This is a genomic window from Sphingomonas sp. CCH9-E2 (assembly GCF_001557215.1).
GTDB lineage: Bacteria > Pseudomonadota > Alphaproteobacteria > Sphingomonadales > Sphingomonadaceae > Sphingomonas.
On record NZ_LSJM01000434.1, the window covers coordinates 1 to 19664 of the forward strand.

The following is a 19664-nucleotide window of genomic DNA, read 5'->3' on the forward strand; positions in this document are numbered from 1 at the left end:
GGGGCGGCGGGCCGGGTGGTGGTGGCCGACTCCAGCTCGGCGTGTTCCACACCGTCGCGCTGACCGACCGCATCGAAATTCGCGACGGCGTGCCCGCGCTCGACCTGCTCGATGGTTCGGCCACCGGCAGCCGCGGCGGATCGCCGCGCCATCAGGTCGAGCTGCGTGCCGGCGTGGTGCGCGACGGGATCGGTCTGCGCCTCAATGCCGACTGGCAAAGCGCGACGCGGGTCGATGGCGGCGCGACCGGGTCGGGCCAGCTGCGCTTCGACGATTTCACCTCGGTCAATCTGCGCCTGTTCGCCAATCTCGGCCCGCAGTTCAAATTCGTGCGCGACAATCGCTGGCTGATCGGCACCCGCGTGGTGCTGTCGGTCGACAATCTGCTCGACAGCCGCCTCAAGGTGACCGACGCGAATGGCGGAACGCCGTACAGCTATCAGCCGACCTTGCTCGATCCGGTCGGGCGGACGGTACGGATCAGCGTGCGGAAACTGTTTTTCTGAGCCTTGAGCGTCGCTCACGCGACGCGTGCGGCACCGGCCCACTCCCCCACCCGGCCACCCATAGAATACACTGACGTTGGGTGGCCGGGTGTGGGAGTAGGCCGGTGCGGCACTTCAGCGCAGCTGACCGGGTCACTTATCCAGCTTGCTCTTGCGGTAGAGCAGGGTGATCGCGACGCGCCGGTTGCGCGGGTCGGCGGGGTTGGCGGCGATCAGCGGCTCGCGGTCGGCTACGCCTTCGATCCGCTCGAACCGTGCCTCGGGCACGCCGGCGGCGACGAGGCGGCGGCGCGTCTCCTCCGACCGGGCGCTCGACAGCATCCAGTTGTTCATGTTGGTCGGGTCGCCATAGCGCAGGCTGTCGGTATGGCCGCGGATCATCAGCGGATTGTCCGAATCCGCGATCGACTGGGCGACCAGCTTCACCAGCGCTGCCGCGTCGGGGACGAAGCTGGTCGTGCCGAGCGCGAACATCGAATAATCGGCATCGTCCATCAGGTCGATGCGCATCCCCTCGCGCGTCGGCACGAACCGCACCTGCTTGCCGAGCCGCGTCAGGCCGTTGGCCTTCATCTTGCGCTCGATCTCGGTCTTCATCCTGGCAAAGGCCTTGCGGTCGGCGGCGTCCATCGCCTCCTTGTTCTTGAGGCTGCCCTTTTCGCCCGTGCCGACCCGGTCGCCACCGGTCGCACCGGCGGGGATGGTCATCGACCGGGTGCCCGTCTGCTTGGCGTTGGTCGGATAATTGTCCTTGCCCTGGATCGCGTCGCCGCCGAACATACCGTTGGAACCGGCGCTGTTCTGCTTGAACTCGATCAGCGTCGGCGCGAAATAGTCGGCCAGCGCCTTGCGCTGCTTCTCATTGGTCGCACCGAGCAGCCACATCAGCAGGAAGAACGCCATCATCGCCGTCACGAAATCGGCATAGGCGACCTTCCACGCACCGCCATGATGACCCCCGCCGCCCTCGACGATGATCTTCTTGACGATGATCTTGGGCGGCTGCTTGGCCGCGTGAGGAGCCCTGGCCGTCACGGATTACCTGCCGCGCAGACCGTCGAACACTTCGGCGAAGCCGGGCTGGTTATGGTGTGCGATCCCTGAGCGCGCGGCTTCGATCACCAGCGGCTGCGGGTGCCCGTGGAGCGAGGCAATGATGATCTGCTTCACCGTGTGATAGATCGCGGCATCCGCATCGATGATCTGCTTCAGCCGCCCGGCGAGCGGGCCGACCAGGCCATAGGCGAGCAACACGCCGAGGAAGGTGCCGACCAGCGCCGATCCGATCATCCCGCCCAGGATGTTCGGCGGCTTGTCGATCGACCCCATCGTCTTGACCACGCCCAGCACCGCCGCGACGATGCCCAAAGCGGGCAGCGCGTCGGCGAGATTCTGGAGCGCGTGTTGCGGTTCGGCGACTTCGTGGTGATGGGTCTTGATCGCATTATCCATCACCTCCTCGACCGCATGCACGTCGAGCGTGCCCGACGAGACCACGACCAGCCGCAGCGTGTCGGCGATCAGGCTGGTCAGCGCGGGATCGGCGAGCAGCCGGGGATATTCGGCGAAGATCGCGGAGGATTTCGGGTCCTCGACATGCGGCTCGAGCGCGATCGGGCCGTCGATGCGCAGCAGCTTCATCAGCTTGCTGACCAGGAAGATCGCGTCGAGATAATCCTGCTTCTTGTACTTCGGGCCCTTGAGCACCTTCACGAAGCCGCCGCCCAGTGCCTTCAGCTCGCGCCCCGAATTGCCGATGATCAGCGCGCCGACTGCGGCACCGCCGATGATCAGCATTTCATGCGGGAGGGCGTGGAGCACGGGCTCGAGCGCGCCGCCGGTCAGGGCGAAACCGCCGAACACCATCGCGATCAGGACGACGAAGCCGATTGCTGGAAACATGAGTGCGATCTTCCCCCGAAGTCACCGGAGCCACCCGAACGGGCGGCCTATTCAAAACTGTCTAACGACCGATTCACCGTGAACTTGAGGCGTTCAGCGCAGATAATCGAACAGGGACAGGCTGGTGAGCTTGGTGAAGCTCGCCTGCGTTGCCTGAAGAATGGTCAGCGTCTTCTGCAGCTGCGCGATCGACTCGGCTGTGTCGGCATCCTCGATGCCGGTGCGTGCCGCTTCGCGCGTGATCTCCGCTTCGTCCAGCCGTTCGGCCTCCAGGTCGAGGCGGAAGGCGCGCGCGCCGACCGAGGCGCGGGTTGCGCCGAGCTGGTCGAGGGCGGCGTCGAGGTCGCCCATCGCGGTCCCGACGCCGCCCGCCGTTCCGTCCGGCTCGAGCGCCGCGGCGAAGGCGGAGAGGATCTGGAACATGTCGGTGGTGCCGCCCGACGCGGCGATGCCACCGAACGCGCGGGCACCGCTGGTCGTCGCAGCGATCGACTCACCGTCGCCGATCGGGATCGCCGCCGGTTCGCCACCGCCGGTCCACATGACGCTGCCGTCGCCTTGTACCGTGAAGGCCGCAGTGCCCGACGTGCCCCCGAACAGGGGCTGGCCGCGCGTGTCGGTGCTGTTGGCGACGCCGATCAGGTCGGTGAGGATCGCCTCGATCTCGACCTTGATCGCCGCGCGACCCTCGGCATTCACCGTGTCGCTGTTCGCTTGCACGGCGAGCGAGCGGGCACGCTGGAGCTGGGTTTCGACCTGATCGAGCGCGGTATCGGTCGCGGCGAGCAGTGCCTGCGCCGTCCTGATATTGGCACCATAAGCGGAATCGTCCGCCCCGGCACGCTTGAGCCCCGACAGCTGCTGCCACCCCGACGCGCTGTCCGACGGGGCGAGGATCTTCTTGCCGGTCGCGACCTGAGCCTGCAGCCGGTCGGCCTGGCTGGTCAGGTTCGTCATCAGCAGCGAGGGGCGATCGAAGCTCTGGCTGGTCGTCACGCGCATGGGGATCACCGGATGTCGAAGAGGGTCTGGAGCGTTTCGCGGGCGACCTGGATCACCCGGCTCGACGCCTGATAGGCCTGCTGGAACCGGATCAGGTCGACCGCTTCCTCGTCCACGTTGACGCCGGTCACGGAGTCGCGCGCGGCGACCGCGTTGCCGCGGATCGTCGACTGGACTTCGGCAATGGCGCGGCGGCCGGCGAGCGCGCTGGCATTGCCGGTGGTCAGCGTCGTCACCTGGCTTTCGAAGCCTTCGTCGCGGCGCAGCGTAGCAAGCGCGGTCAGGTTGCCGTTGTCGCGCGCGCCGCCGCCCGGTGCCGCCGCAGCGATTCCGCGCGGGTCGGTCAGGACGAGCTGGAAATCACGCGCGCCGGTTGCCGCGAACATCGCGCCGCCGGGGGCTCCATTGAGATCCTCGCCGCCCGCCTGCACCGCGTTGACGCCGTCGGCGAAATCGGTGGCGAGCGTGTCGAGCGCAGCCTTGGCATCGGCGAGGCGGGCCGCACCCTCGGCGACTCCCGCCAGCGCGCCGCCGCCGGGCGTCAGCGCCTGCGAGCCCTCGATGCCATAGACGGCGAACGACACCGCACCCTCGCTGCGGGCGTAGGTGGCGGTGGCCGCCTGGTCGGCCTGCACCAGCAACGGACCGCCGCCGCCTGCGCGCACCGTGGCGCGGCCAGCGGTATCGAAGCTGGCCGAGACATCGGTCAGCGCCGCCATCGAATCGAGCAGCCGGTCGCGCTCGTCGAGCAACGCGGCCTGCGCGCTGCCGCCCTGTGCGGTGCGGCCGAGCGAGGCGTTGACCTTGGCGAGGCTCGCGCTGAGCGTGTTGAGATCGGCGACCGCCGCCTCGGCGGTGCCGTCGAGATCGGCGGTCGCGCCGTCGATCGCGCTGGCGGTCGCGGTAAAGCTGTGGGCGAGCGTGGCTGCCGCCTGCAGGAAGGTCGCGCGCGGTGCACTGGCCGACGGATCGGCGGCGAGCGCGGTCGCGGCGTTGAAGAAGGCGGTCATCCGCTCGTCGAGCTTGTTGCCGGTGAGCGCGCTTTCGATCCGGTCGAGCCAGACGATCCCCGCCTCGCTGCGCGCCAGGTCGGACCCGGCGGCGCGCACTTCGGCGTTGCGCAGGTCGCTGCCGGTGCGGGTCACGCCACTGACGGTGACGCCGAGGCCGTTGAGCGTGCGGCCCGAGGCATCGCCCGGCGCCGCGACCTCACGCGTCGATGCGACGCGGCGCGAATAGCCGGCGGTCCCGGCATTCGCGATATTCTCCGACGTCGTGGTCAGCGCGGTCTGGTAGGCGCGAACCCCGCTGGCGCCGATCGAGAGCATGTCGGTCATGGCGTATTACCCTTGTCGACGTCGGCGACCGGGGTCCCCTCGACGCTGCCCGCTTTCGCGAGAAATTCGGTCATCGCCTTGCCGATCCCCATCGGCGTGTGCGCGGCCATATTCTCTGCGAGCTTCTGGTCCTGCATGTCGCGGAACTGGTCGAGCGCCTGGCTTTCGAACAGGCTGTCGGCCAGCTTCGCCTTGCGCATCGACGACAGCATCATCTTGGTGAAGATCGCCTCGAACTTCTCGCCCGCCGCGTCCAGATTGTCGCGCGTGCCAAGGCGCGCGGTATCCGTGGATACGCTGCCGGTCAGCTTGAGCGATACGGGGGCGGGGAGCTGGGTCACAGGACGATCAGCTCCGCCTTGAGCGCGCCCGCCTGCTTCAGCGCTTCGAGGATCGCGACCAGGTCGGCGGGCGACGCGCCGATCGCGTTCACTGCCTTGACCACATCGGCCAGCTTGGGACCCGGATCCATCAGGAACATCGGTCGCTTCTCCTCTTCGACGCCGACGCCGCTCTGCTGTTCGACCCGGGTCTCGCCCTGGCTGAACGGCAGCGGCTGCACGACCCGCTGGGATTCATCAATACGAACGGTAAGTTTACCATGGGTTACCGCGGCGGGGCTGACCCGCACGGCCGAGTTGATCACCACTGTGCCGGTGCGCGCGTTAACGATTACCTTGGCCGCAGCCTCGGCCGCGTCGACGTTGAGATTCTCGATCTCGCTCATGATCTGGGCGCGGACATCGGCGCCCTGCGGCGCGGTGACCGCGACCGACACGGCGTCGATCGCGCGCGCCGTGCCGAAGCCGAAACGACCGTTGATCGCATCGGCGACGCGCTGCGCCGTGGTGAAATCGGCGCGGGCGAGATTATAGGTCAGCGTCGGCGCGGTGGCGAAGCCGGTTTCGACGGCACGCTCGACCGTCGCACCCTCGGGAATGCGGCCGGACGAGGGGATGTTCACGACGATCTTCGACCCGTCTGCACCCTCTGCGCCCAGTCCGCCGACGGCGAGGTTGCCCTGCGCCATCGCGTAGATCTGGCCATCGGCACCCAGCATCGGGGTCAGCACCAGCGTCCCGCCGCGCAAGGATTTGGCCTTGCCCATCGACGATACGGTGATGTCGAGCTTCTGCCCCGGCTTGGCAAAGGCGGGCAGCTCGGCGGTGACGAGCACCACGGCGGCGTTCTTGAGCGCCGGATTGACCCCGGGCGGGAGCGCCAGGCCGAAGCGCGCGGTGACGCCCTTCATCGACTGGACGGTATATTCCAGATTGTCGTCGCCCGTGCCCGGCAGGCCGACGACGATGCCGTATCCGGTCAGCTGGTTGGTGCGGATGCCCTGGAAATTGCCGAGATCCTTGATCCGCTCGGCCGCGACGGGCTGGGCGAGGATCAGGGTGGCGAGCAGGGCGAGGAGAAAGCGGATCATGGGACGCATCCTCAGAACGGGCTGATCGACTGGAAGAAGCGGCTGAGCCACCCCTGGCGCGCGGCGCGGGCGACATCGCCCTTGCCAGTATAGGCGATGCGGGCATCGGCGACGCGCGTCGATGCGATGCGGTTGTTCGCGTCGATATCGGTGGGGCGGATGATCCCCTTGATCTGCACGAACTCGTCGCCGCGGTTGAGCGTCACGCGCTTCTGACCCTGCACCAGCATCGTCCCGTTGGGCAGGACCGCGGCGACGGTCACGCTGATCTCACCCGACAGCGCGTTGGACTGGTCGGCGGCGCCGGTGCCCTTGAACCCGCGCTTGCCGCTGATGCTCGCGTCGCTCTGGCTGAACAGGCTGAGCGCGCCGGTGGTCGGCGGGGTCAACGAAAAGCCGCCGCCGCTGTCGAGATCGGTGCTTGCCGACTTGGACGCGCTGGTCCGCTCGACCAGCACGATCGTCACCGGATCGCCGACGCGGCGCGCGCGCGTCCCTTCGTGCAGCGCGGCATAGCCTTCGCTCACCTGAAAGATCGATCCGTTGGCGGCGGGCGGCGGCGCGACCGGCGCGGGGAGGGTGACGGTGAAGTCCTCCGCCGGCTGCTTCTTCCCGAACAGCTTCGCATCGACCGGCTGCGCGGCGAAGGCGCAGGCGGCGGTGGCGGCGATGAGGGAGAGCGAGCGCATCGGGCGGGCCTCAGACATTCTGGTTGATGTACTGGAGCATCTCGTCGCTCGCCGAGATCATCTTGGAATTGACCTCGTACGCGCGCTGGGTCTCGATCATGTCGACCAGTTCCTCGACAACATTGACGTTCGATCCTTCGAGCATGCCCTGACGGATGTTGCCGCGCCCGTCCTGCCCGGCGATCCCTAGATTGACCGCGCCGCTCGCTGCCGTTTCGACCAGGTAATTGTCGCCGATCGCCTGCAGCCCCGCGCTATTGGGAAAGGCCGCGATCTGGATCTGGCCGACCTGGCTCGCCTCGGTCTGGCCCGAGACGGTCGCGCTGACCGTGCCGTCGCTGCCGACGGTGATCGAGGTCGCGCCCTCGGGAATCGTGATGCCGGGCATCACCTGATAGCCCTCGCTCGTCACCAGCATGCCTTCGGGCGAGCGCGCGAAATTGCCGGCGCGGGTATAGCCGAGCTGGCCGCCGGGCATCTGCACCTGGAAATAGCCATTGCCGTCGAGCGCCATGTCGAGCGCATTGCCGGTGGTTTGCATCGCACCCTGGGTGTCGATCCGCGCGGTGCCCTGAATGCGCACACCGGTGCCGAGATTGGTGCCGGTGGCGTATTTGGTCTCTGCCGTGCTCGCGGCGCCCGGGGCGGTGACGACCTGATAGGCCAAAGCCTCGAAGCTCGCCCGGTCGCGCTTGTAGCCGGTGGTGTTCACGTTCGCGAGGTTGTTCGAGATCACCCGCATGCGCATGTCCTGAGCGTCAAGCCCGGTGCGCGCGATGTGCATTGCTGCTGAACCCATGGGTCTAGTCCTTCTCTGAAATTCTTAGCTGACGCGCATGAGCGAGGCGGAGCTCTCGTCCATCGCCTTGGCGTCGCGGAGCAGGTTCGCCTGCACCTCGTAGCTGCGCTGATTCTCGATCATGTCGACCAGCGCTTGCGTCAGGTTGACGTTCGATCCTTCGAGCGCGCCGGACATCACGGTCGCGTCCAGATCCTGCGGCAGCGCCCCGCCGCCGCGGACGTGGAGCAGATTGTCCAGTCCCTTGACGGTGGTGCTGCCCGCATCGCTGACCAGCTTGATCTGATCGATGATCTGCGGCGGCTGCGTCGGATCGGCGCCGGGCGGGACGATCGACAGCGTGCCGTCGCTCGCGATCATGATCTTGTCGTGCGGCGGCACGGTGATGGGGCCCCCCGACCCCATCACCGGGAAACCGTCGCCGGTTTCCAAGACGCCACTCGGCGCGACGCGCAGGTCGCCGCGCCGTGTGTATGCTTCGCTGCCATCGGTCGCCTGCACCGCGAGCCAGCCTTCGCCGGTGATCGCGATGTCCAGCCCGCGGCCGGTCTGCGTGATCGCACCCGCGCGCCGGTCCATGTCGACGACCGTTTCGGCGCTGGGCTGGCGGCTGTCATGGCCGTCGCCCTGCACCATCAGGCGTTCGAAATTGATGCGATCGGCGCGGTAGCCGATGGTCGAGGCATTCGCGATGTTGTTCGCGATCGTCGCCTGTGCCTGCATCTGACCTTTCAGGCCGGACAGGGCGGTGTAGACGAGTCTATCCATCGCGAATGCCTCCTAACCTACTGAAATCAGCTGCGGATGTTGAAGATGGTCTGGGAGATTTGGCTCGCGGTATCGAGCGCCTTGGCATTCGCCTGGAAGTTGCGCTGTGCCGCGATCAGGCCGACCAGTTCCTCGGTGATGTCGACGTTCGAGCGCTCGATCGCGCCCGCCATCAGGCCGCCAAAGCCGTTGACGCCCGGCTCGCCGAGGCGCGGCTCGCCCGACAGGCCGGTGGCGGCCCACGTCGAGTTGCCGAGCTGGCGCAGGCCCGAGGGGTTGGAGAAGTTGGCGAGCGCCACCTTGCCCAGTGCCAGGCTGTCGCCATTGGAGAAGCTGGCGCGGACGATGCCGTCCTCGCCCACCGTCACGCCGTCGAGCTGGCCCACCGCCTTGCCGTCCTGGCTGCGGCCATTGACGCTGAACGGTGCGCCGAGCTGCGTGGTCGCAGTGCCGAAATCGAGCGCGATCGTCTGTTCGGTCGTGCTCGACCCCACGGTGAACGGGGCGAACTGGGTCGGCGCGGTTGGATTGGTCAGTGCGCCGCTGGCGTCGAAGGTCAGCGTCACCGGCTGCGGGTTGGCCGCATCGGTGCCGAGCTGCTTGTCGCCGACAAAGGTATAGACCGACCAGGTCGACGGCGCGTCGGTCGTCTCGCGCACGAAATAGCTGGTCATGGTCAGCGGGTTGCCGCTGGCGTCATAGATCGTGGTCTGGGTCGAATTGTTGTAGGTGCCCGGATCGAAGCGATCGAACGCATAGGGCGTTTCCGGGCCGAAGCGCGATGCCTGCGACGGGACCGACGAATAGGCCGAGAGGTTGAGCGACAGCGCGACATTCTCGGTCGCCTCCGGCACGCCACTGGTCTGCGGCAGGCGCAGGTTCACGGTCGAGCCGAGGCCGGTCGCGACCACCGCGCCCGATCCGTCGACGGGATAGACCTGAAGATAGCCGCCCTGCGAGTCGGTGACGTAGCGGTTGCTGTCGACCAGAAAGCTGCCGTTGCGGGTGAAGTTGACGCCCGCCGCATCGAGGCTCGGCTTGACCGCGAAGAAGCCGTCGCCGGCCACCGCGATGTCCAGGCTCGAGGCCGATTGCTGCATGCCGCCCTGCCCGAATTGCTGGCGGATCGCCTTCACCACGGTGCCCGACCCGATCATCTGGTTCGGGTTGAGCGACACGCTCGACGCGATCACGTCGGCAAATTCGGTGCGGCTCTTCTTGAACCCGTTGGTCGAAACGTTTGCCAGATTATGGCTGATGGTCGACATGTCGGTCTGCGCCGCCTGAAGACCCGAGAGCGAGGTGTAGAAGGACATCGATTAGGCTCCTGTTTGGACTCAGCCGATCTGGCGGATCGCGGTGGTGGACACCTGGCCGATGCCAGGCAGGGTAAGGACGGGATTGCCGTCGCGGCCCATCGCGACCGAGGTCACGGGGGCCCAGACGAGCGGCTTGGCGGTGACGGCGGCTCCATCGGCATCGCGCGCGGCGACGCGGATGGTGAAGGGGCCATCGCCGACCGGTTCGCCGGTGTCGGTGGTGCCGTCCCATTCGAATTCGGTGCGACCCGCCGGCGCGGCGCCCAGCGACACGCTCTTGAGGATCTCGCCGTTCGGCCCCTCGATCACGACATTGACCTCGGCGGCGTCGGCACCCAGTTCGATCATCCCGGCGAGCGAGCCGTCGGTGCGGGGATAGGCGACATTGCCCTCGGTCAGCACGGTGCGGCCGACCCAGCTCACCATGTCGGTGGTGCTGGTCGCGCCGAGCTTGGCGGCGATCGCCTGCAGCGTCGTGTTCATCTCGCTGATCCCGGCCAGCGACGAGAATTGCGCCATCTGCGCAACCATCTGGGTATTGTCGACCGGATCGAACGGGTCCTGGTTCTTCATCTGCGCGGTCATCAGCGTCAGGAAGTCGGCCTGATCCATCGCCGACGACCCCAGCCCGCTGGTGTTCGTCTGATTGGTCGTGCCGGTGCGGCCGATGCCGAGATTGCTCAGCGTCGTATCGAAAGCGGTCATCAGCTGCGTCCCAGGTTGAGCGTCTGGGTGATCAGCGTCTTGGCCGTCTGCATCACTTCGACATTGTTCTGATAGGTGCGGGCGGTCTCCATCATGTCGACCAGCTCGCGCGTTTCATCGACCGCGCTTTCCCAGACATTGCCGTCCTTGTCGGCCATCGGGTTGCCCGGGTCGTAGCGCTTGGTCGGTGCCTCGCCCGCCGCGACGACGCTTTCGACGTCGACCGTCGCCATGCCGCTCGCCGCATCGAAATGGGTGCGGAAGACGGGCTTCATCGTGCGATAGGCTTCGCCCGGATTGGACGCGACCTGCCCGACATTGGCGAGGTTGGAGGCGGTGGTGTTCATCCGCACGAGCTGCGCCGACATGGCGCGACCCGCGACCTGGAAGATGGAAAGCGGCTGGTCGGACATGGCTTATTCTCCCTTCAGCGCGCGCTTGAGCGTGTCGATGCGGCCGTTGAGGAATGCGAGCGTCGTCTGATAGGCGACGGCATTCTCGGCAAACGCAGTCTGTTCGGTGGCGAGCTCGACGGTATTGCCGTCGAGGCTGGGCTGCAGCGGAACGCGATACTTGGTCGCGCTGCCGATCGGATCGGTACCCGCCATGCCGGGGGTTTCGATCGCATTCAGTGCCTCGCGAAAGTCGATGTCCTTCGCCTTGAAGCCCGGGGTCGATGCGTTCGCGATGTTCGACGCGAGCACGCCCATGCGCTGCGACCGCACCTGAAGCGCCGCGCCGTGCACCCCGAAGAGACTGTTGCTGCCCATATGAACGGTCCTCATGCCAATGTTCGGACACTTCCTAGCAATGGGCGTGCCAGTTTGCGGGGAGCGGGCCGGAATCGCCGCAATTGCCGGTTCTGACGGTGCGGGCGGCAAGGATTTGCCGGGCGGCGGCAGCGGATTTGCCGCTTTTGCCGGGCGCGCGTGCCCTTGGCGGGGTTTCCCTCCCAGCAGGCGAATTGGCCCGGCGTTTGCAAAGAGGTCGCGCATGAATAGTGCCGCACCCGCCGACCTTGCCGCGCTGGCCCCGCTCGACGCCTCCGTGCTGCTCGACCCGCTGGCGCTCGCCATCGTGCTCGGCGGAACGGCGGCCAGCGTCGTGCTGCGCCATCGGCTGGCCGATGTCGGGCGCGGGCTGGTTGCGCTCAAAACGCTGCTGCGCCGCCCATTCGACCCAGCGCCGCTGATCGCGCAGGCCGAGGCACTCGAACGCATTGCCAAGCGCCACGGGCTGATCGCACTCGACCGGTCGGTGATCGATGATCCCGACATGGCCGCAGCCGTCGCCGCCGCAGTCGATGGCGCGACCCCGTCGGAGATCGAGGCGATCGTCCGCGACCGCGCCGCATCGCGCGCCGAACGCCACCGCGCTGTAATCGAACTGTGGAGCGGGGTGGCCGAGGCTGCGCCCGCCATGGGGCTCATCGGCACGATCCTCGGCCTGGTCCGCATGTTCGCGGCGATGGATAATCCCGACCGGATCGGCGCGGCGATGGCGGTGGCGTTGCTTGCCACGCTTTATGGCGCGCTGCTCGCCAACCTCGTCGCCATGCCGATCGTTGCGCGGCTCAAGCGCCTCGCGCGCGTCGAAGCGACCGAACGGCTGCGGCTGGCGGCACCGCTGGCGCGCCTCGCCACGCTGGAGCGCGCGCGCAAGCGGGATATCGCCGCATGAGCGCCGTGCTCACTCCGGACGGCTGGGACGAGATTTCCCCCGCGCGGTCGGTGTGGCTCATCACCCTCGCCGATCTCGCGCTGCTGCTGATCGGCTTCTTCGTCCTGCTGCAGGCGCATCGCGAGGCAGATCGCGCGCGCTTGCTCGCCGGGCTGCGCAGCGGCTTCGGGGTCGAAGCACCGGCGCCGATCGACCCAATGGCGGTCGCCCGCGCGCGGGTCGACGGCTATGCCCCGGGCAGTGCCGATGCTGACCTCGCCGCCACGATTGCCTGGGCCCGCGATGCCGCACGCGACAAACGTACGGTCATCACCATCACCGGATCGACCGCGCCGACCGGCGATGTCGATTCCGCCAGCGGCAGCGCCGCCATCCTCGCCGCCGATCGCGCGCGCGCCGTCGCAGCGGCTTTGGTCTCACGGGGCGCCGTGTCTCCCGACCGCCTGATCCTCCGCGTCGCGCCCGGCCAGCGCCGGGCCGTGACCCTCTCCGTCGGCTTTGCCGGCGATCCTGCATTTCAAGCTGGAGATCCGCAATGATCGCACTCCTGATCGCCCTGTCCGGTCCGACCGCGACATTCCAGTCGACCGAGACGCTTGACCAACTGGTCGAACGCTTCGCCGGTGCCCCGATCGGGGCCGAGGGCGGCGCGCGCGCGGCTGTCGACAAACGGCTCAAGCTCGCCGCGTGCGACGCGCCGCAGCTCAGCTGGCGCTCGCCGGCCGAGGATGCGGTGGTGATCCGGTGCCAGGGGCCGCAGCAATGGCGCGTGTTCGTGCCGATCAACGCCCTGCCCAAGGCTGCGCCCACCGCCGCCACGCCCGCTCCGGTCGCGGCCAAGGTCGAATTCGCGATTCGCCGCGGCGATCCGGTGATGCTGGAGGCCGGTGCCGCCGGTTTCTCGATCACGCGCGAGGGGCTGGCGATGGGCGATGCGGCGGTCGGTGGCCGCGTGCTGGTCAAGACCGACGACAAGCGCCCGCCGGTTGCGGCCATCGCGCTCGCCCCCGGTCGCGCCAAGTTGCCCGGTTTCGGGGATTGATCGCGCGGCGGCAGAAAAATTCGCCGCCGCTGCATTTTTTCCTAAAGCTCCCCGTCAAAGCGTCGTTTTTGCGGTTGTCCGCAGAAAAAGGGTCGCAGACATGGTGGATCCAGTCGGCTTCAAGCCTGCATCTTTTGCCCCCCGGCTCACGCCGGTGGCCGCCGCCGCGCCCGTAGCGCGCGTGGAGGATGCGACCGAAATGGCGACGACCAGCGCTGCTGCGTCGCTGACCAAGACTGCCGCTGCCAGCGCGCCGGTCGATGCCGAGCGGGTCGCGCGGATCAAGAAGGCGATTGCCGACGGCAATTTCCCGCTGGTCCCTTCGACCATCGCCGACCGGCTGCTCGCGCTCAAGCTGCAATGGAATCCGAATGACCAGGCATGACGCCCTGATCCGCGTGATCGAGGCGCTGCACGCCGAAATCGCCGCGCTGAAGGCAAACGATGTCGCCGCACTTGAACGCGCGACGCGCGACAAGCTGATCGGGATCGAGGCGGTGGGGGCCGCCAATGACGACGATCCCGCGCTGTCGGGCGAGCTCAAGGCGCTGGCCGAGGAAGCGCACCGGCTGAACGAAAGCTGCCGCATCTATGTCAACCTGATGGCTGCCAATGTGCGGCGGCGGCTGACGGCACTGACCGGCAATGATTTGCCGTCCTACCGGTCGGCAATTGCCGGTGGTTACGGCTGAGCACGCATCTTAGCGCCTAAATCGCTTTCTCGCAGGAACTGGCATGCCTTTTGCTGATCTCCCCGAACCCAAGGGGATGAGAAGCAAGGCCTATGACCGTACCTTCGATCGGAGCCAGGACGCACGTCACCACGGCGATCGCGACGGCGAGCCAGAAGACCGGCATCGACTTCAACTATCTGCTCGGCCAGGCACAGGTCGAAAGCGGCATGCGCGCCGATGCGCGTGCACGGACGTCCAGCGCGACGGGCCTCTATCAGTTCATCGAACAAAGCTGGCTCGGCGTGATCAAGGATCATGGCGAGAAGCACGGTCTGGGCTGGGCGGCGGACAGCATCCGCCAGACCGCCACTGGCCGCTACACCGTATCCGATCCGGCGACGCGCCAGGCGATCCTGTCGCTGCGCAACGATCCGCAGGCCGCGTCGCTGATGGCGGCCGAACATGCCAGCGACAACAAGGACGCGCTGGAAGCATCTTTGGGGCGCGAGGCGACCGGCACCGACCTCTACATGGCGCATTTCCTGGGGCTTGGCGGCGCGCGCAAATTCCTGCGCGCGATGGATGCCGATCCGACGCGCGGCGCGGCGAGCCTGTTTCCCGCCGCCGCGCGCGCCAACCGCAACATCTTCTATGCCGCCGACGGATCGCAGCGTTCGCTGGGGCAGATTTATGAGCGCTTTGCCGGAAAGCTCGATCGCGGGGCTGCTGCAGTCGGCGCGACCGGTGCCGCATCGGGCAGCCTCGACGCCCGCTTCCAGACGCTCGTCGCGTCGCTCGGCGAGGACGTCGAGGTGGTGCTGGGCAACGAAGCGGTCGGGCAGGATCGCGGCTGGCTGACCACGCTCGACCGGCTCGAAAGCGCCGGGCGCCTCAAGGCATCGGCGCTGCCGACCGTCAATCCGCTGCGCCCGACGCCGGAAACGGCGCGGCTTGCCTATCTCATGCTCGCGCAGATGGGGGCCTGACCCGCAATGAACGCAGCTTCGCTCAAGGGCGGCATCCTTCCGGGCTTGCGCAGCTTCGCGCTGCCGATCGCGATCCTCGTGCTCGTCGCGATGATGGTCGTGCCGGTGCCGACCTTCCTGCTCGACGCCTTCTTCATCATGAACATCATCATCAGCCTTGCCGTGCTGATGGTGGCGCTCAATGCGCAAAAGCCGCTCGATTTCTCCGCCTTCCCGACCGTGCTGCTGTTCGCGACGCTGTTCCGCCTCGGTCTCAACGTCGCCTCGACCCGCGTCGTGCTGGGTCACGGCCATGAGGGCGAGGCGGCGGCCGGCCACGTGATCGAGGCGTTCGGGACGTTCATGATCGGCGGCGATTACATCGTCGGCCTGTTCGTGTTCGCGATCCTGATCATCATCAACATGATCGTGGTGACCAAGGGTGCAGGGCGCGTGTCCGAAGTGTCGGCGCGCTTCACCCTCGATGCCTTGCCGGGCAAGCAGATGGCGATCGACGCCGATCTCAACGCCGGCCTGATCACGCCGGACGAAGCCAAGGCGCGCCGGATCGAGGTGTCGACCGAGGCCGATTTCTACGGCGCAATGGACGGTTCGTCCAAGTTCGTGAAGGGCGACGCGGTCGCCGGCCTGCTGATCCTGTTCATCAACATCATCGGCGGCATGATCCTCGGCCCGATCAGCCATGGCCTGACGCTCGGCGAGGCGGCGCAGACCTATGTCCTGCTCGCCATCGGCGATGCGCTGGTCGCGCAGATCCCGGCGCTGCTCCTGTCGATCGCCGCAGCCGCGATCGTCACCCGGGTCAGCGCGGACAAGGACCAGGACCTGACCGGCCAGATCAGCAGCCAGTTCGGCAGCCATCGGACCTGGACCCCGGTCGCGGTCATCACCGCGCTGCTCGGCCTGCTGCCCGGCATGCCCGCCTTCATCATCCTGCCCGCCGCCGCCGGATCGGGCTTCATGGCGTGGAAAATGTGGCAGGCGAGCAAGCTGCCGCCGCCCCCCGCTGCGGTCGAGGCGGCCGAGCCGGTCGATCCCGCGCGCATCGGCTGGGACGAGGTCACCGACAATATGCAGGTGATGATCGACATCGGCTATGGCCTGGTGCCGCTGGTCGACGAACGCCGCGGCGGCGCGCTGATGGGCCGCATCACCGGCGTGCGGCGTCAGCTGTCGAAGGAGCTCGGCTTCGTCGTGCCGCAGGTGCGCGTGCGCGACGACATCAACATGGCCCCCTATGCCTATCGCATCGTCGTTGGCGGCGTGGTGATCGGCGAGGACAGCGTCTCACCCGACGAGATGCTGGCGCTCGACACTGGGCAAGCGGTCGGCAAGCTGCCGGGAAAGCCCGCCAAGGACCCGACCTTCGGGCTCGACGCGATCTGGATCTCGCCGGCCGACGCCGATGCCGCGACCGGGCAAGGCTGGCTGGTGGTCGATCCGGGCACGGTGATGGCGACGCATCTCAACCAGGCGCTGATCCAGAATGCCTCCGATCTGCTCGGCCCGGACGAGGTGCAGGCGCTGCTCGACGGCCTGCGCGAACGCGCGGCGCAGCTGGTCGCCTCGCTCTCGCCCAACCCGCTGCCGATCACGACGCTGACTCAGGTGCTGCGCGGGCTGCTGGCGGAAAACATCCCACTCAAGGAATTCCGCCGCATCGCCGCCGCAATCGCGCTTGCCGCGCAAAAGACCGCCGACGCCGACGAGATTATCGAGCTGATCCGCCCAGAGCTCGGCCCGCTGATCATCCAGCGGCTGTGCGGCGTGCGCGAACCGCTGCGGGTGATGACGCTGGAGGGCCAGCTCGAGGCGCTGCTGGGTCAGGCGATCCGCTCCGACCCGTCGAAGCGCCACACGATCGAACCCGACCTTGGCCGCCGTATCGTCGATGCGCTGCAGCGCGCCGCCCAGCCGCTCGTCGCCGAGGCCAAGCCGTTCGCGCTGGTGGTCCAGCCGACGATCCGCATCGCAATCCGCAAACTCGTCCGCACCGTCCTGCCCGACACCCCGGTGATGAGCTTCTTTGAAGTGCCGGAGGACAAGTCGGTCGAGGTCGTCGCCGTGATCGGCGCACCGGAGGCACTTGCCGCATGACTTATCAGCCAAGCCCCAATGAGTTCGCCATCACCTATGATCGCCGTGGCGATACGCGGCGCGACATGGACGCGCTGGTGCGCAAGCATATGCCGCTGGTCCGCCGGCTCGCTTGGCATGTCCATGGGTCGATGAGCACGCTGATCGATGTCGAGGATCTGGTGCAGATCGGGCTGGTCGCGCTGGTCGAGGCGGCGGCGAGTTTCGAGGATCGCGGGCTGGTCAGCTTCGACCAGTATCTTCACACCCGCGTGCGCGGCGCGATGATCGACGAGTTGCGGCGGCAGGCGACGCTGACGCGCGGCGCGATGAAGCGGCGGCGTGCCTATCAGGATGCCGTGACCGCGCTCGCCGCCGATGGCGCGCGGCCCGACGAGGCGGCGGTCGCGTCGAAGCTCGGCGTGACCGTCGAGAAGCTGCGCAGCGACTATGCCAGCGCGGAGGCGGTGCGGTTCGATTCGATCGACGATGTCTATTCGGACGAAGGCCCGTGGTTCATGTCCGACGCGCCGGACGCCTTCGATCAGGTCGCCGACGCCGACCAGCGCGAGGCGCTGATCGAAGCGATCGCAGAGCTGCCCGAAAAGGAGCAGCTGGTGATTCAGCTCTATTATGTCGAGGAACTCAACCTCGAGGAAATCGGCCAGGTGATCGGCGTCGGCGCCGCCCGCGTCTGCCAGATCAAGAAAAGCGCGCACGACCGGCTGAAAAAGGGGCTGATGCGGCGATTGGGGTGATGCGCTTTTTGCGAGACAGTCGCGACTGGCGTGCTACGCAAGCGGGGTGCGTCGTCATCTCTATCTGATCGCCGGGTTCCTGTGCCTTGGCCTCGCGGTGATCGGGGCGGTGCTGCCGGTGATGCCCACGACGGTGTTCGTGATCATGGCCGCCTATTGTTTTGCGCGCAGCTCGCCCGCGCTCGAACGCCGCTTGCTCGAACATCCGCGCTTCGGCCCGCACCTCGCGCGGTGGCGCGCAAACGGCGCGGTCAGCCGCAGCGGCAAGATTGCCGCGAGCATTGCCTTTGCGGTCAGCATCGCGCTGACCTTCGCGCTGACCGCCATGCCCTGGCCGCTGATCCCGATCGGCGCGGCGGTCGTGATCGGCGGTTGGCTCTGGACTCGGCCCGAAGCCTGACGCCTTGCCCTCGGCGTCCCCGTCGTTAGGGTCGCGCGATCAGCTAGAGGGGTTTCCATGAAGCGTATCTTCGCCGCCGCATTGCTTTGCACCGCGCTCGCCGCGCCGGCCTTTGCCCAGACCGCCGCGCCCGCGCCGGTCACCAGCGCCGCGCCGGCGACCGACTGGACGGTGAAGCCCGAATGGATTTCGGCGCATCTCCGCTTCCTCGCCGGACCGGAGCTGCAGGGGCGCGGCAGCGCGACGCGCGACGAGGCGATTGCCGCGGCGTACGTGGCGGCGCGCTTTCAGGGCTATGGGCTGCAGCCTGCGCCGGGCAGTGATTCCTATGTGCAGAAGATCAAGGTGATCCGCCCCCGGCTGGACGGCGCGCCGACACTGACCGTCGCTGGGAAAGCGGTGAAGGGCGCGACGCTGATCCTGGGCGGTGCCGACAGCGTGACGGGCAGTGCGACCCCCTATGCCGGAGACGACGCTGCCGCGCTACCCGCGGGCGAGATCGTGTTCGTGGCGAGCGCGAAAATCTCGCCTTCCGCAGCGATCCGGGCCGCGCGCAGCAAGGGCGCGAAACTGCTCGTCCTGCGCGCGAGCGAGGCGACGGCGAAATTGTGGGAACAGATCGGCAAGCAGCCGCGCCTGACCGCCTACCTCCACGGCCAGCCGCCAAAGGACGGGCTGTCGGTGATCGTCCTCCCCGCCAAGGCGTTCGACATGGCTGCGAAGGCGGCGGGCAAGCCGGTCGCGATGCAGGTCAACCTGATCCGCGACGCGGTCGAGACGACCAACGCCATCGGCTATTTGCCCGGCACCGATCCCAAGGCGGGGGTGATCCTGCTCGCGGCGCATGTCGACCATCTCGGCGTCCAGCCCGACGGGACGGTGATGTATGGCGCGAACGACGATGCCTCGGGCGTCGCCGCGGTGCTCGAACTCGCCCATGCACTGAGCAGCGGCAAGCGGCACAAGCGCGGCATCCTGTTCGCGGCGTTCGGGGCGGAGGAGATGGGCGGCTTCGGATCGCGCGCCTTCGCCGCTGCGCCGCCGGTGCCGCTGGGCGACATCGTCGCCAACCTCGCGTTCGAGATGATCGGCGCGCAGGATCCCAAACTGCCCGCGGGCACGATGATGATGACCGGGTTCGAACGCTCGACGCTCGGCCCCGCGCTGGTCAAGCGCGGCGCACTGGTGGCGAAGGACCCCTACCCCGAGCAGAACTTCTTCGCGCGATCCGACAACTACCAGCTCGCGCTGCGCGGGGTGGTCGCGCACACCATTTCCGGCTGGGCAGTGACGCCAACCTATCACTCGCCGCAGGACACCATCGCCAATCTCGACGTCCCGTTCATGACCCGCGCAGTCCAGTCGCTGATCGGCCCGGTGCGCTGGCTCGCCGATGGCGACTACCGCCCCGACTGGACCCCGGGCGGCAAGCCGGGGGAGTAGGAGGCCGCTATAATCCTCCCCCGCCAGAGGGAGGTGTCGCCGAAGGCGGCGGAGGGGGCGGACGGCGGTGCGCTGTCGCCTCTTGCCGTCGTGCTTCCTCCCCCTCCGTCACGCTGCGCGTGCCACCTCCCCCTGGCGGGGGAGGA

Annotated in this window: 23 protein-coding genes and 1 pseudogene; 11 read left to right on the forward strand and 13 right to left on the reverse strand. The window is 67.7% G+C overall.

All coding sequences use genetic code 11. From position 1 onward, the window contains the following. Nucleotides 1-506 (forward strand): annotated as a pseudogene (locus tag AX681_RS19120) (TonB-dependent receptor); the annotation flags it as partial. A gap of 132 nt (nt 507-638) precedes the next feature. On the opposite strand, the gene AX681_RS19125 reads toward AX681_RS19120, so the two are convergent. The 13 genes from AX681_RS19125 to flgB all read right to left on the reverse strand — a co-directional run bounded on the left by AX681_RS19125 (nt 639) and on the right by flgB (nt 11229). After that, nucleotides 639-1541: a flagellar motor protein MotB gene (locus AX681_RS19125; protein WP_066656649.1), complete on the reverse strand. Its 903-nt coding sequence runs from the start codon at nt 1539-1541 to the stop codon at nt 639-641. Between the two features lie 3 nt (nt 1542-1544). Further along, entirely contained in the window at nt 1545-2408 is an 864-nt protein-coding gene (motA, locus tag AX681_RS19130; RefSeq protein ID WP_066656652.1) for a flagellar motor stator protein MotA, read from the reverse strand. 93 nt (nt 2409-2501) lie between these two features. Then, a complete protein-coding gene (gene flgL, locus AX681_RS19135; RefSeq protein ID WP_066682638.1) occupies nt 2502-3410 on the reverse strand; it encodes a flagellar hook-associated protein FlgL in 909 nt (302 codons plus the stop codon). Between the two features lie 5 nt (nt 3411-3415). Beyond that, on the reverse strand, nt 3416-4747 hold the full coding sequence (flgK, locus tag AX681_RS19140; RefSeq protein ID WP_066682640.1) for a flagellar hook-associated protein FlgK: 1332 nt from the start codon (nt 4745-4747) through the stop codon (nt 3416-3418). Further along, nucleotides 4744-5088 carry a rod-binding protein gene (locus AX681_RS22965; protein ID WP_066663339.1) on the reverse strand — a complete coding sequence of 115 codons (345 nt, stop codon included), beginning with the start codon at nt 5086-5088 and terminating at the stop codon, nt 4744-4746. Before AX681_RS22965 ends, flgK begins: the two co-directional genes overlap by 4 nt. Next, nucleotides 5085-6179 carry a flagellar basal body P-ring protein FlgI gene (locus tag AX681_RS19150; RefSeq protein WP_443026147.1) on the reverse strand — a complete coding sequence of 365 codons (1095 nt, stop codon included), beginning with the start codon at nt 6177-6179 and terminating at the stop codon, nt 5085-5087. Before AX681_RS19150 ends, AX681_RS22965 begins: the two co-directional genes overlap by 4 nt. Before the next feature lie 11 nt (nt 6180-6190). After that, complete coding sequence (locus AX681_RS19155; protein ID WP_066663345.1) at nt 6191-6868, reverse strand: flagellar basal body L-ring protein FlgH; 678 nt, start codon at nt 6866-6868, stop codon at nt 6191-6193. 10 nt (nt 6869-6878) lie between these two features. Beyond that, nucleotides 6879-7667: a flagellar basal-body rod protein FlgG gene (gene flgG, locus AX681_RS19160; RefSeq protein WP_066663348.1), complete on the reverse strand. Its 789-nt coding sequence runs from the start codon at nt 7665-7667 to the stop codon at nt 6879-6881. Nucleotides 7668-7691: 24 nt separating this feature from the next. Beyond that, nucleotides 7692-8435 carry a flagellar basal-body rod protein FlgF gene (gene flgF / locus AX681_RS19165; protein ID WP_066663351.1) on the reverse strand — a complete coding sequence of 248 codons (744 nt, stop codon included), beginning with the start codon at nt 8433-8435 and terminating at the stop codon, nt 7692-7694. 26 nt (nt 8436-8461) lie between these two features. Further along, nucleotides 8462-9751, reverse strand: a complete 1290-nt coding sequence (locus tag AX681_RS19170; RefSeq protein WP_066663354.1) for a flagellar hook protein FlgE — start codon at nt 9749-9751, stop codon at nt 8462-8464. 21 nt (nt 9752-9772) lie between these two features. Beyond that, nucleotides 9773-10459: a flagellar hook assembly protein FlgD gene (locus AX681_RS19175; protein ID WP_197422020.1), complete on the reverse strand. Its 687-nt coding sequence runs from the start codon at nt 10457-10459 to the stop codon at nt 9773-9775. Beyond that, nucleotides 10459-10872 carry a flagellar basal body rod protein FlgC gene (gene flgC / locus AX681_RS19180; protein WP_066663360.1) on the reverse strand — a complete coding sequence of 138 codons (414 nt, stop codon included), beginning with the start codon at nt 10870-10872 and terminating at the stop codon, nt 10459-10461. Before flgC ends, AX681_RS19175 begins: the two co-directional genes overlap by 1 nt. A gap of 3 nt (nt 10873-10875) precedes the next feature. Continuing rightward, on the reverse strand, nt 10876-11229 hold the full coding sequence (gene flgB / locus AX681_RS19185; RefSeq protein WP_066663364.1) for a flagellar basal body rod protein FlgB: 354 nt from the start codon (nt 11227-11229) through the stop codon (nt 10876-10878). 223 nt (nt 11230-11452) lie between these two features. On the opposite strand from flgB, the gene AX681_RS19190 reads away from it, so the two are divergent. The 10 genes from AX681_RS19190 (at nt 11453) to AX681_RS19235 (ending at nt 19518) form a co-directional block, all read left to right on the forward strand. Beyond that, nucleotides 11453-12139 carry a motility protein A gene (locus AX681_RS19190; RefSeq protein WP_066663366.1) on the forward strand — a complete coding sequence of 229 codons (687 nt, stop codon included), beginning with the start codon at nt 11453-11455 and terminating at the stop codon, nt 12137-12139. Beyond that, the gene (locus tag AX681_RS19195; protein WP_231733818.1) at nt 12136-12678 is read left to right on the forward strand and encodes an OmpA family protein; all 543 of its coding nucleotides are present in this window, start codon (nt 12136-12138) and stop codon (nt 12676-12678) included. The genes AX681_RS19190 and AX681_RS19195 overlap by 4 nt, the downstream gene beginning before the upstream one ends. Beyond that, nucleotides 12675-13181 carry a flagella basal body P-ring formation protein FlgA gene (locus tag AX681_RS19200; RefSeq protein ID WP_066663369.1) on the forward strand — a complete coding sequence of 169 codons (507 nt, stop codon included), beginning with the start codon at nt 12675-12677 and terminating at the stop codon, nt 13179-13181. Before AX681_RS19195 ends, AX681_RS19200 begins: the two co-directional genes overlap by 4 nt. A gap of 100 nt (nt 13182-13281) precedes the next feature. Then, a complete protein-coding gene (gene flgM, locus AX681_RS19205) occupies nt 13282-13566 on the forward strand; it encodes a flagellar biosynthesis anti-sigma factor FlgM (protein WP_066663372.1) in 285 nt (94 codons plus the stop codon). Then, a complete protein-coding gene (locus AX681_RS19210) occupies nt 13553-13873 on the forward strand; it encodes a hypothetical protein (protein WP_066663380.1) in 321 nt (106 codons plus the stop codon). The genes flgM and AX681_RS19210 overlap by 14 nt, the downstream gene beginning before the upstream one ends. Before the next feature lie 92 nt (nt 13874-13965). Then, entirely contained in the window at nt 13966-14841 is an 876-nt protein-coding gene (locus tag AX681_RS19215) for a flagellar biosynthesis protein FlgJ (protein WP_066663383.1), read from the forward strand. A gap of 6 nt (nt 14842-14847) precedes the next feature. Then, nucleotides 14848-16938 carry a flagellar biosynthesis protein FlhA gene (gene flhA, locus AX681_RS19220; protein WP_066663386.1) on the forward strand — a complete coding sequence of 697 codons (2091 nt, stop codon included), beginning with the start codon at nt 14848-14850 and terminating at the stop codon, nt 16936-16938. Further along, entirely contained in the window at nt 16935-17675 is a 741-nt protein-coding gene (locus AX681_RS19225) for a sigma-70 family RNA polymerase sigma factor (RefSeq protein ID WP_066663389.1), read from the forward strand. The genes flhA and AX681_RS19225 overlap by 4 nt, the downstream gene beginning before the upstream one ends. A 46-nt stretch (nt 17676-17721) precedes the next feature. After that, complete coding sequence (locus tag AX681_RS19230) at nt 17722-18075, forward strand: YbaN family protein (RefSeq protein ID WP_066663392.1); 354 nt, start codon at nt 17722-17724, stop codon at nt 18073-18075. Between the two features lie 57 nt (nt 18076-18132). Then, nucleotides 18133-19518, forward strand: a complete 1386-nt coding sequence (locus tag AX681_RS19235) for a M28 family metallopeptidase (RefSeq protein ID WP_082738083.1) — start codon at nt 18133-18135, stop codon at nt 19516-19518. The last annotated feature ends 146 nt before the right edge of the window (nt 19519-19664 follow it).

Bases quoted from the DNA above. Each gene is read 5' to 3' on its own strand.
- motA (WP_066656652.1), bottom strand. From the start codon at position 2,408: ATGTTTCCAGCAATCGGCTTCGTCGTCCTGATCGCGATGGTGTTCGGC.
- flgL (WP_066682638.1), bottom strand. From the start codon at position 3,410: ATGCGCGTGACGACCAGCCAGAGCTTCGATCGCCCCTCGCTGCTGATG.
- flgK (WP_066682640.1), bottom strand. From the start codon at position 4,747: ATGACCGACATGCTCTCGATCGGCGCCAGCGGGGTTCGCGCCTACCAG.
- AX681_RS19150 (WP_443026147.1), bottom strand. From the start codon at position 6,179: ATGATCCGCTTTCTCCTCGCCCTGCTCGCCACCCTGATCCTCGCCCAG.
- AX681_RS19155 (WP_066663345.1), bottom strand. From the start codon at position 6,868: ATGCGCTCGCTCTCCCTCATCGCCGCCACCGCCGCCTGCGCCTTCGCC.
- flgG (WP_066663348.1), bottom strand. From the start codon at position 7,667: ATGGGTTCAGCAGCAATGCACATCGCGCGCACCGGGCTTGACGCTCAG.
- flgF (WP_066663351.1), bottom strand. From the start codon at position 8,435: ATGGATAGACTCGTCTACACCGCCCTGTCCGGCCTGAAAGGTCAGATG.
- AX681_RS19170 (WP_066663354.1), bottom strand. From the start codon at position 9,751: ATGTCCTTCTACACCTCGCTCTCGGGTCTTCAGGCGGCGCAGACCGAC.
- AX681_RS19175 (WP_197422020.1), bottom strand. From the start codon at position 10,459: ATGACCGCTTTCGATACGACGCTGAGCAATCTCGGCATCGGCCGCACC.
- flgC (WP_066663360.1), bottom strand. From the start codon at position 10,872: ATGTCCGACCAGCCGCTTTCCATCTTCCAGGTCGCGGGTCGCGCCATG.
- flgB (WP_066663364.1), bottom strand. From the start codon at position 11,229: ATGGGCAGCAACAGTCTCTTCGGGGTGCACGGCGCGGCGCTTCAGGTG.
- AX681_RS19190 (WP_066663366.1), top strand. From the start codon at position 11,453: ATGAATAGTGCCGCACCCGCCGACCTTGCCGCGCTGGCCCCGCTCGAC.
- AX681_RS19195 (WP_231733818.1), top strand. From the start codon at position 12,136: ATGAGCGCCGTGCTCACTCCGGACGGCTGGGACGAGATTTCCCCCGCG.
- AX681_RS19200 (WP_066663369.1), top strand. From the start codon at position 12,675: ATGATCGCACTCCTGATCGCCCTGTCCGGTCCGACCGCGACATTCCAG.
- flgM (WP_066663372.1), top strand. From the start codon at position 13,282: ATGGTGGATCCAGTCGGCTTCAAGCCTGCATCTTTTGCCCCCCGGCTC.
- AX681_RS19210 (WP_066663380.1), top strand. From the start codon at position 13,553: ATGACCAGGCATGACGCCCTGATCCGCGTGATCGAGGCGCTGCACGCC.
- AX681_RS19215 (WP_066663383.1), top strand. From the start codon at position 13,966: ATGACCGTACCTTCGATCGGAGCCAGGACGCACGTCACCACGGCGATC.
- flhA (WP_066663386.1), top strand. From the start codon at position 14,848: ATGAACGCAGCTTCGCTCAAGGGCGGCATCCTTCCGGGCTTGCGCAGC.
- AX681_RS19225 (WP_066663389.1), top strand. From the start codon at position 16,935: ATGACTTATCAGCCAAGCCCCAATGAGTTCGCCATCACCTATGATCGC.
- AX681_RS19235 (WP_082738083.1), top strand. From the start codon at position 18,133: ATGAAGCGTATCTTCGCCGCCGCATTGCTTTGCACCGCGCTCGCCGCG.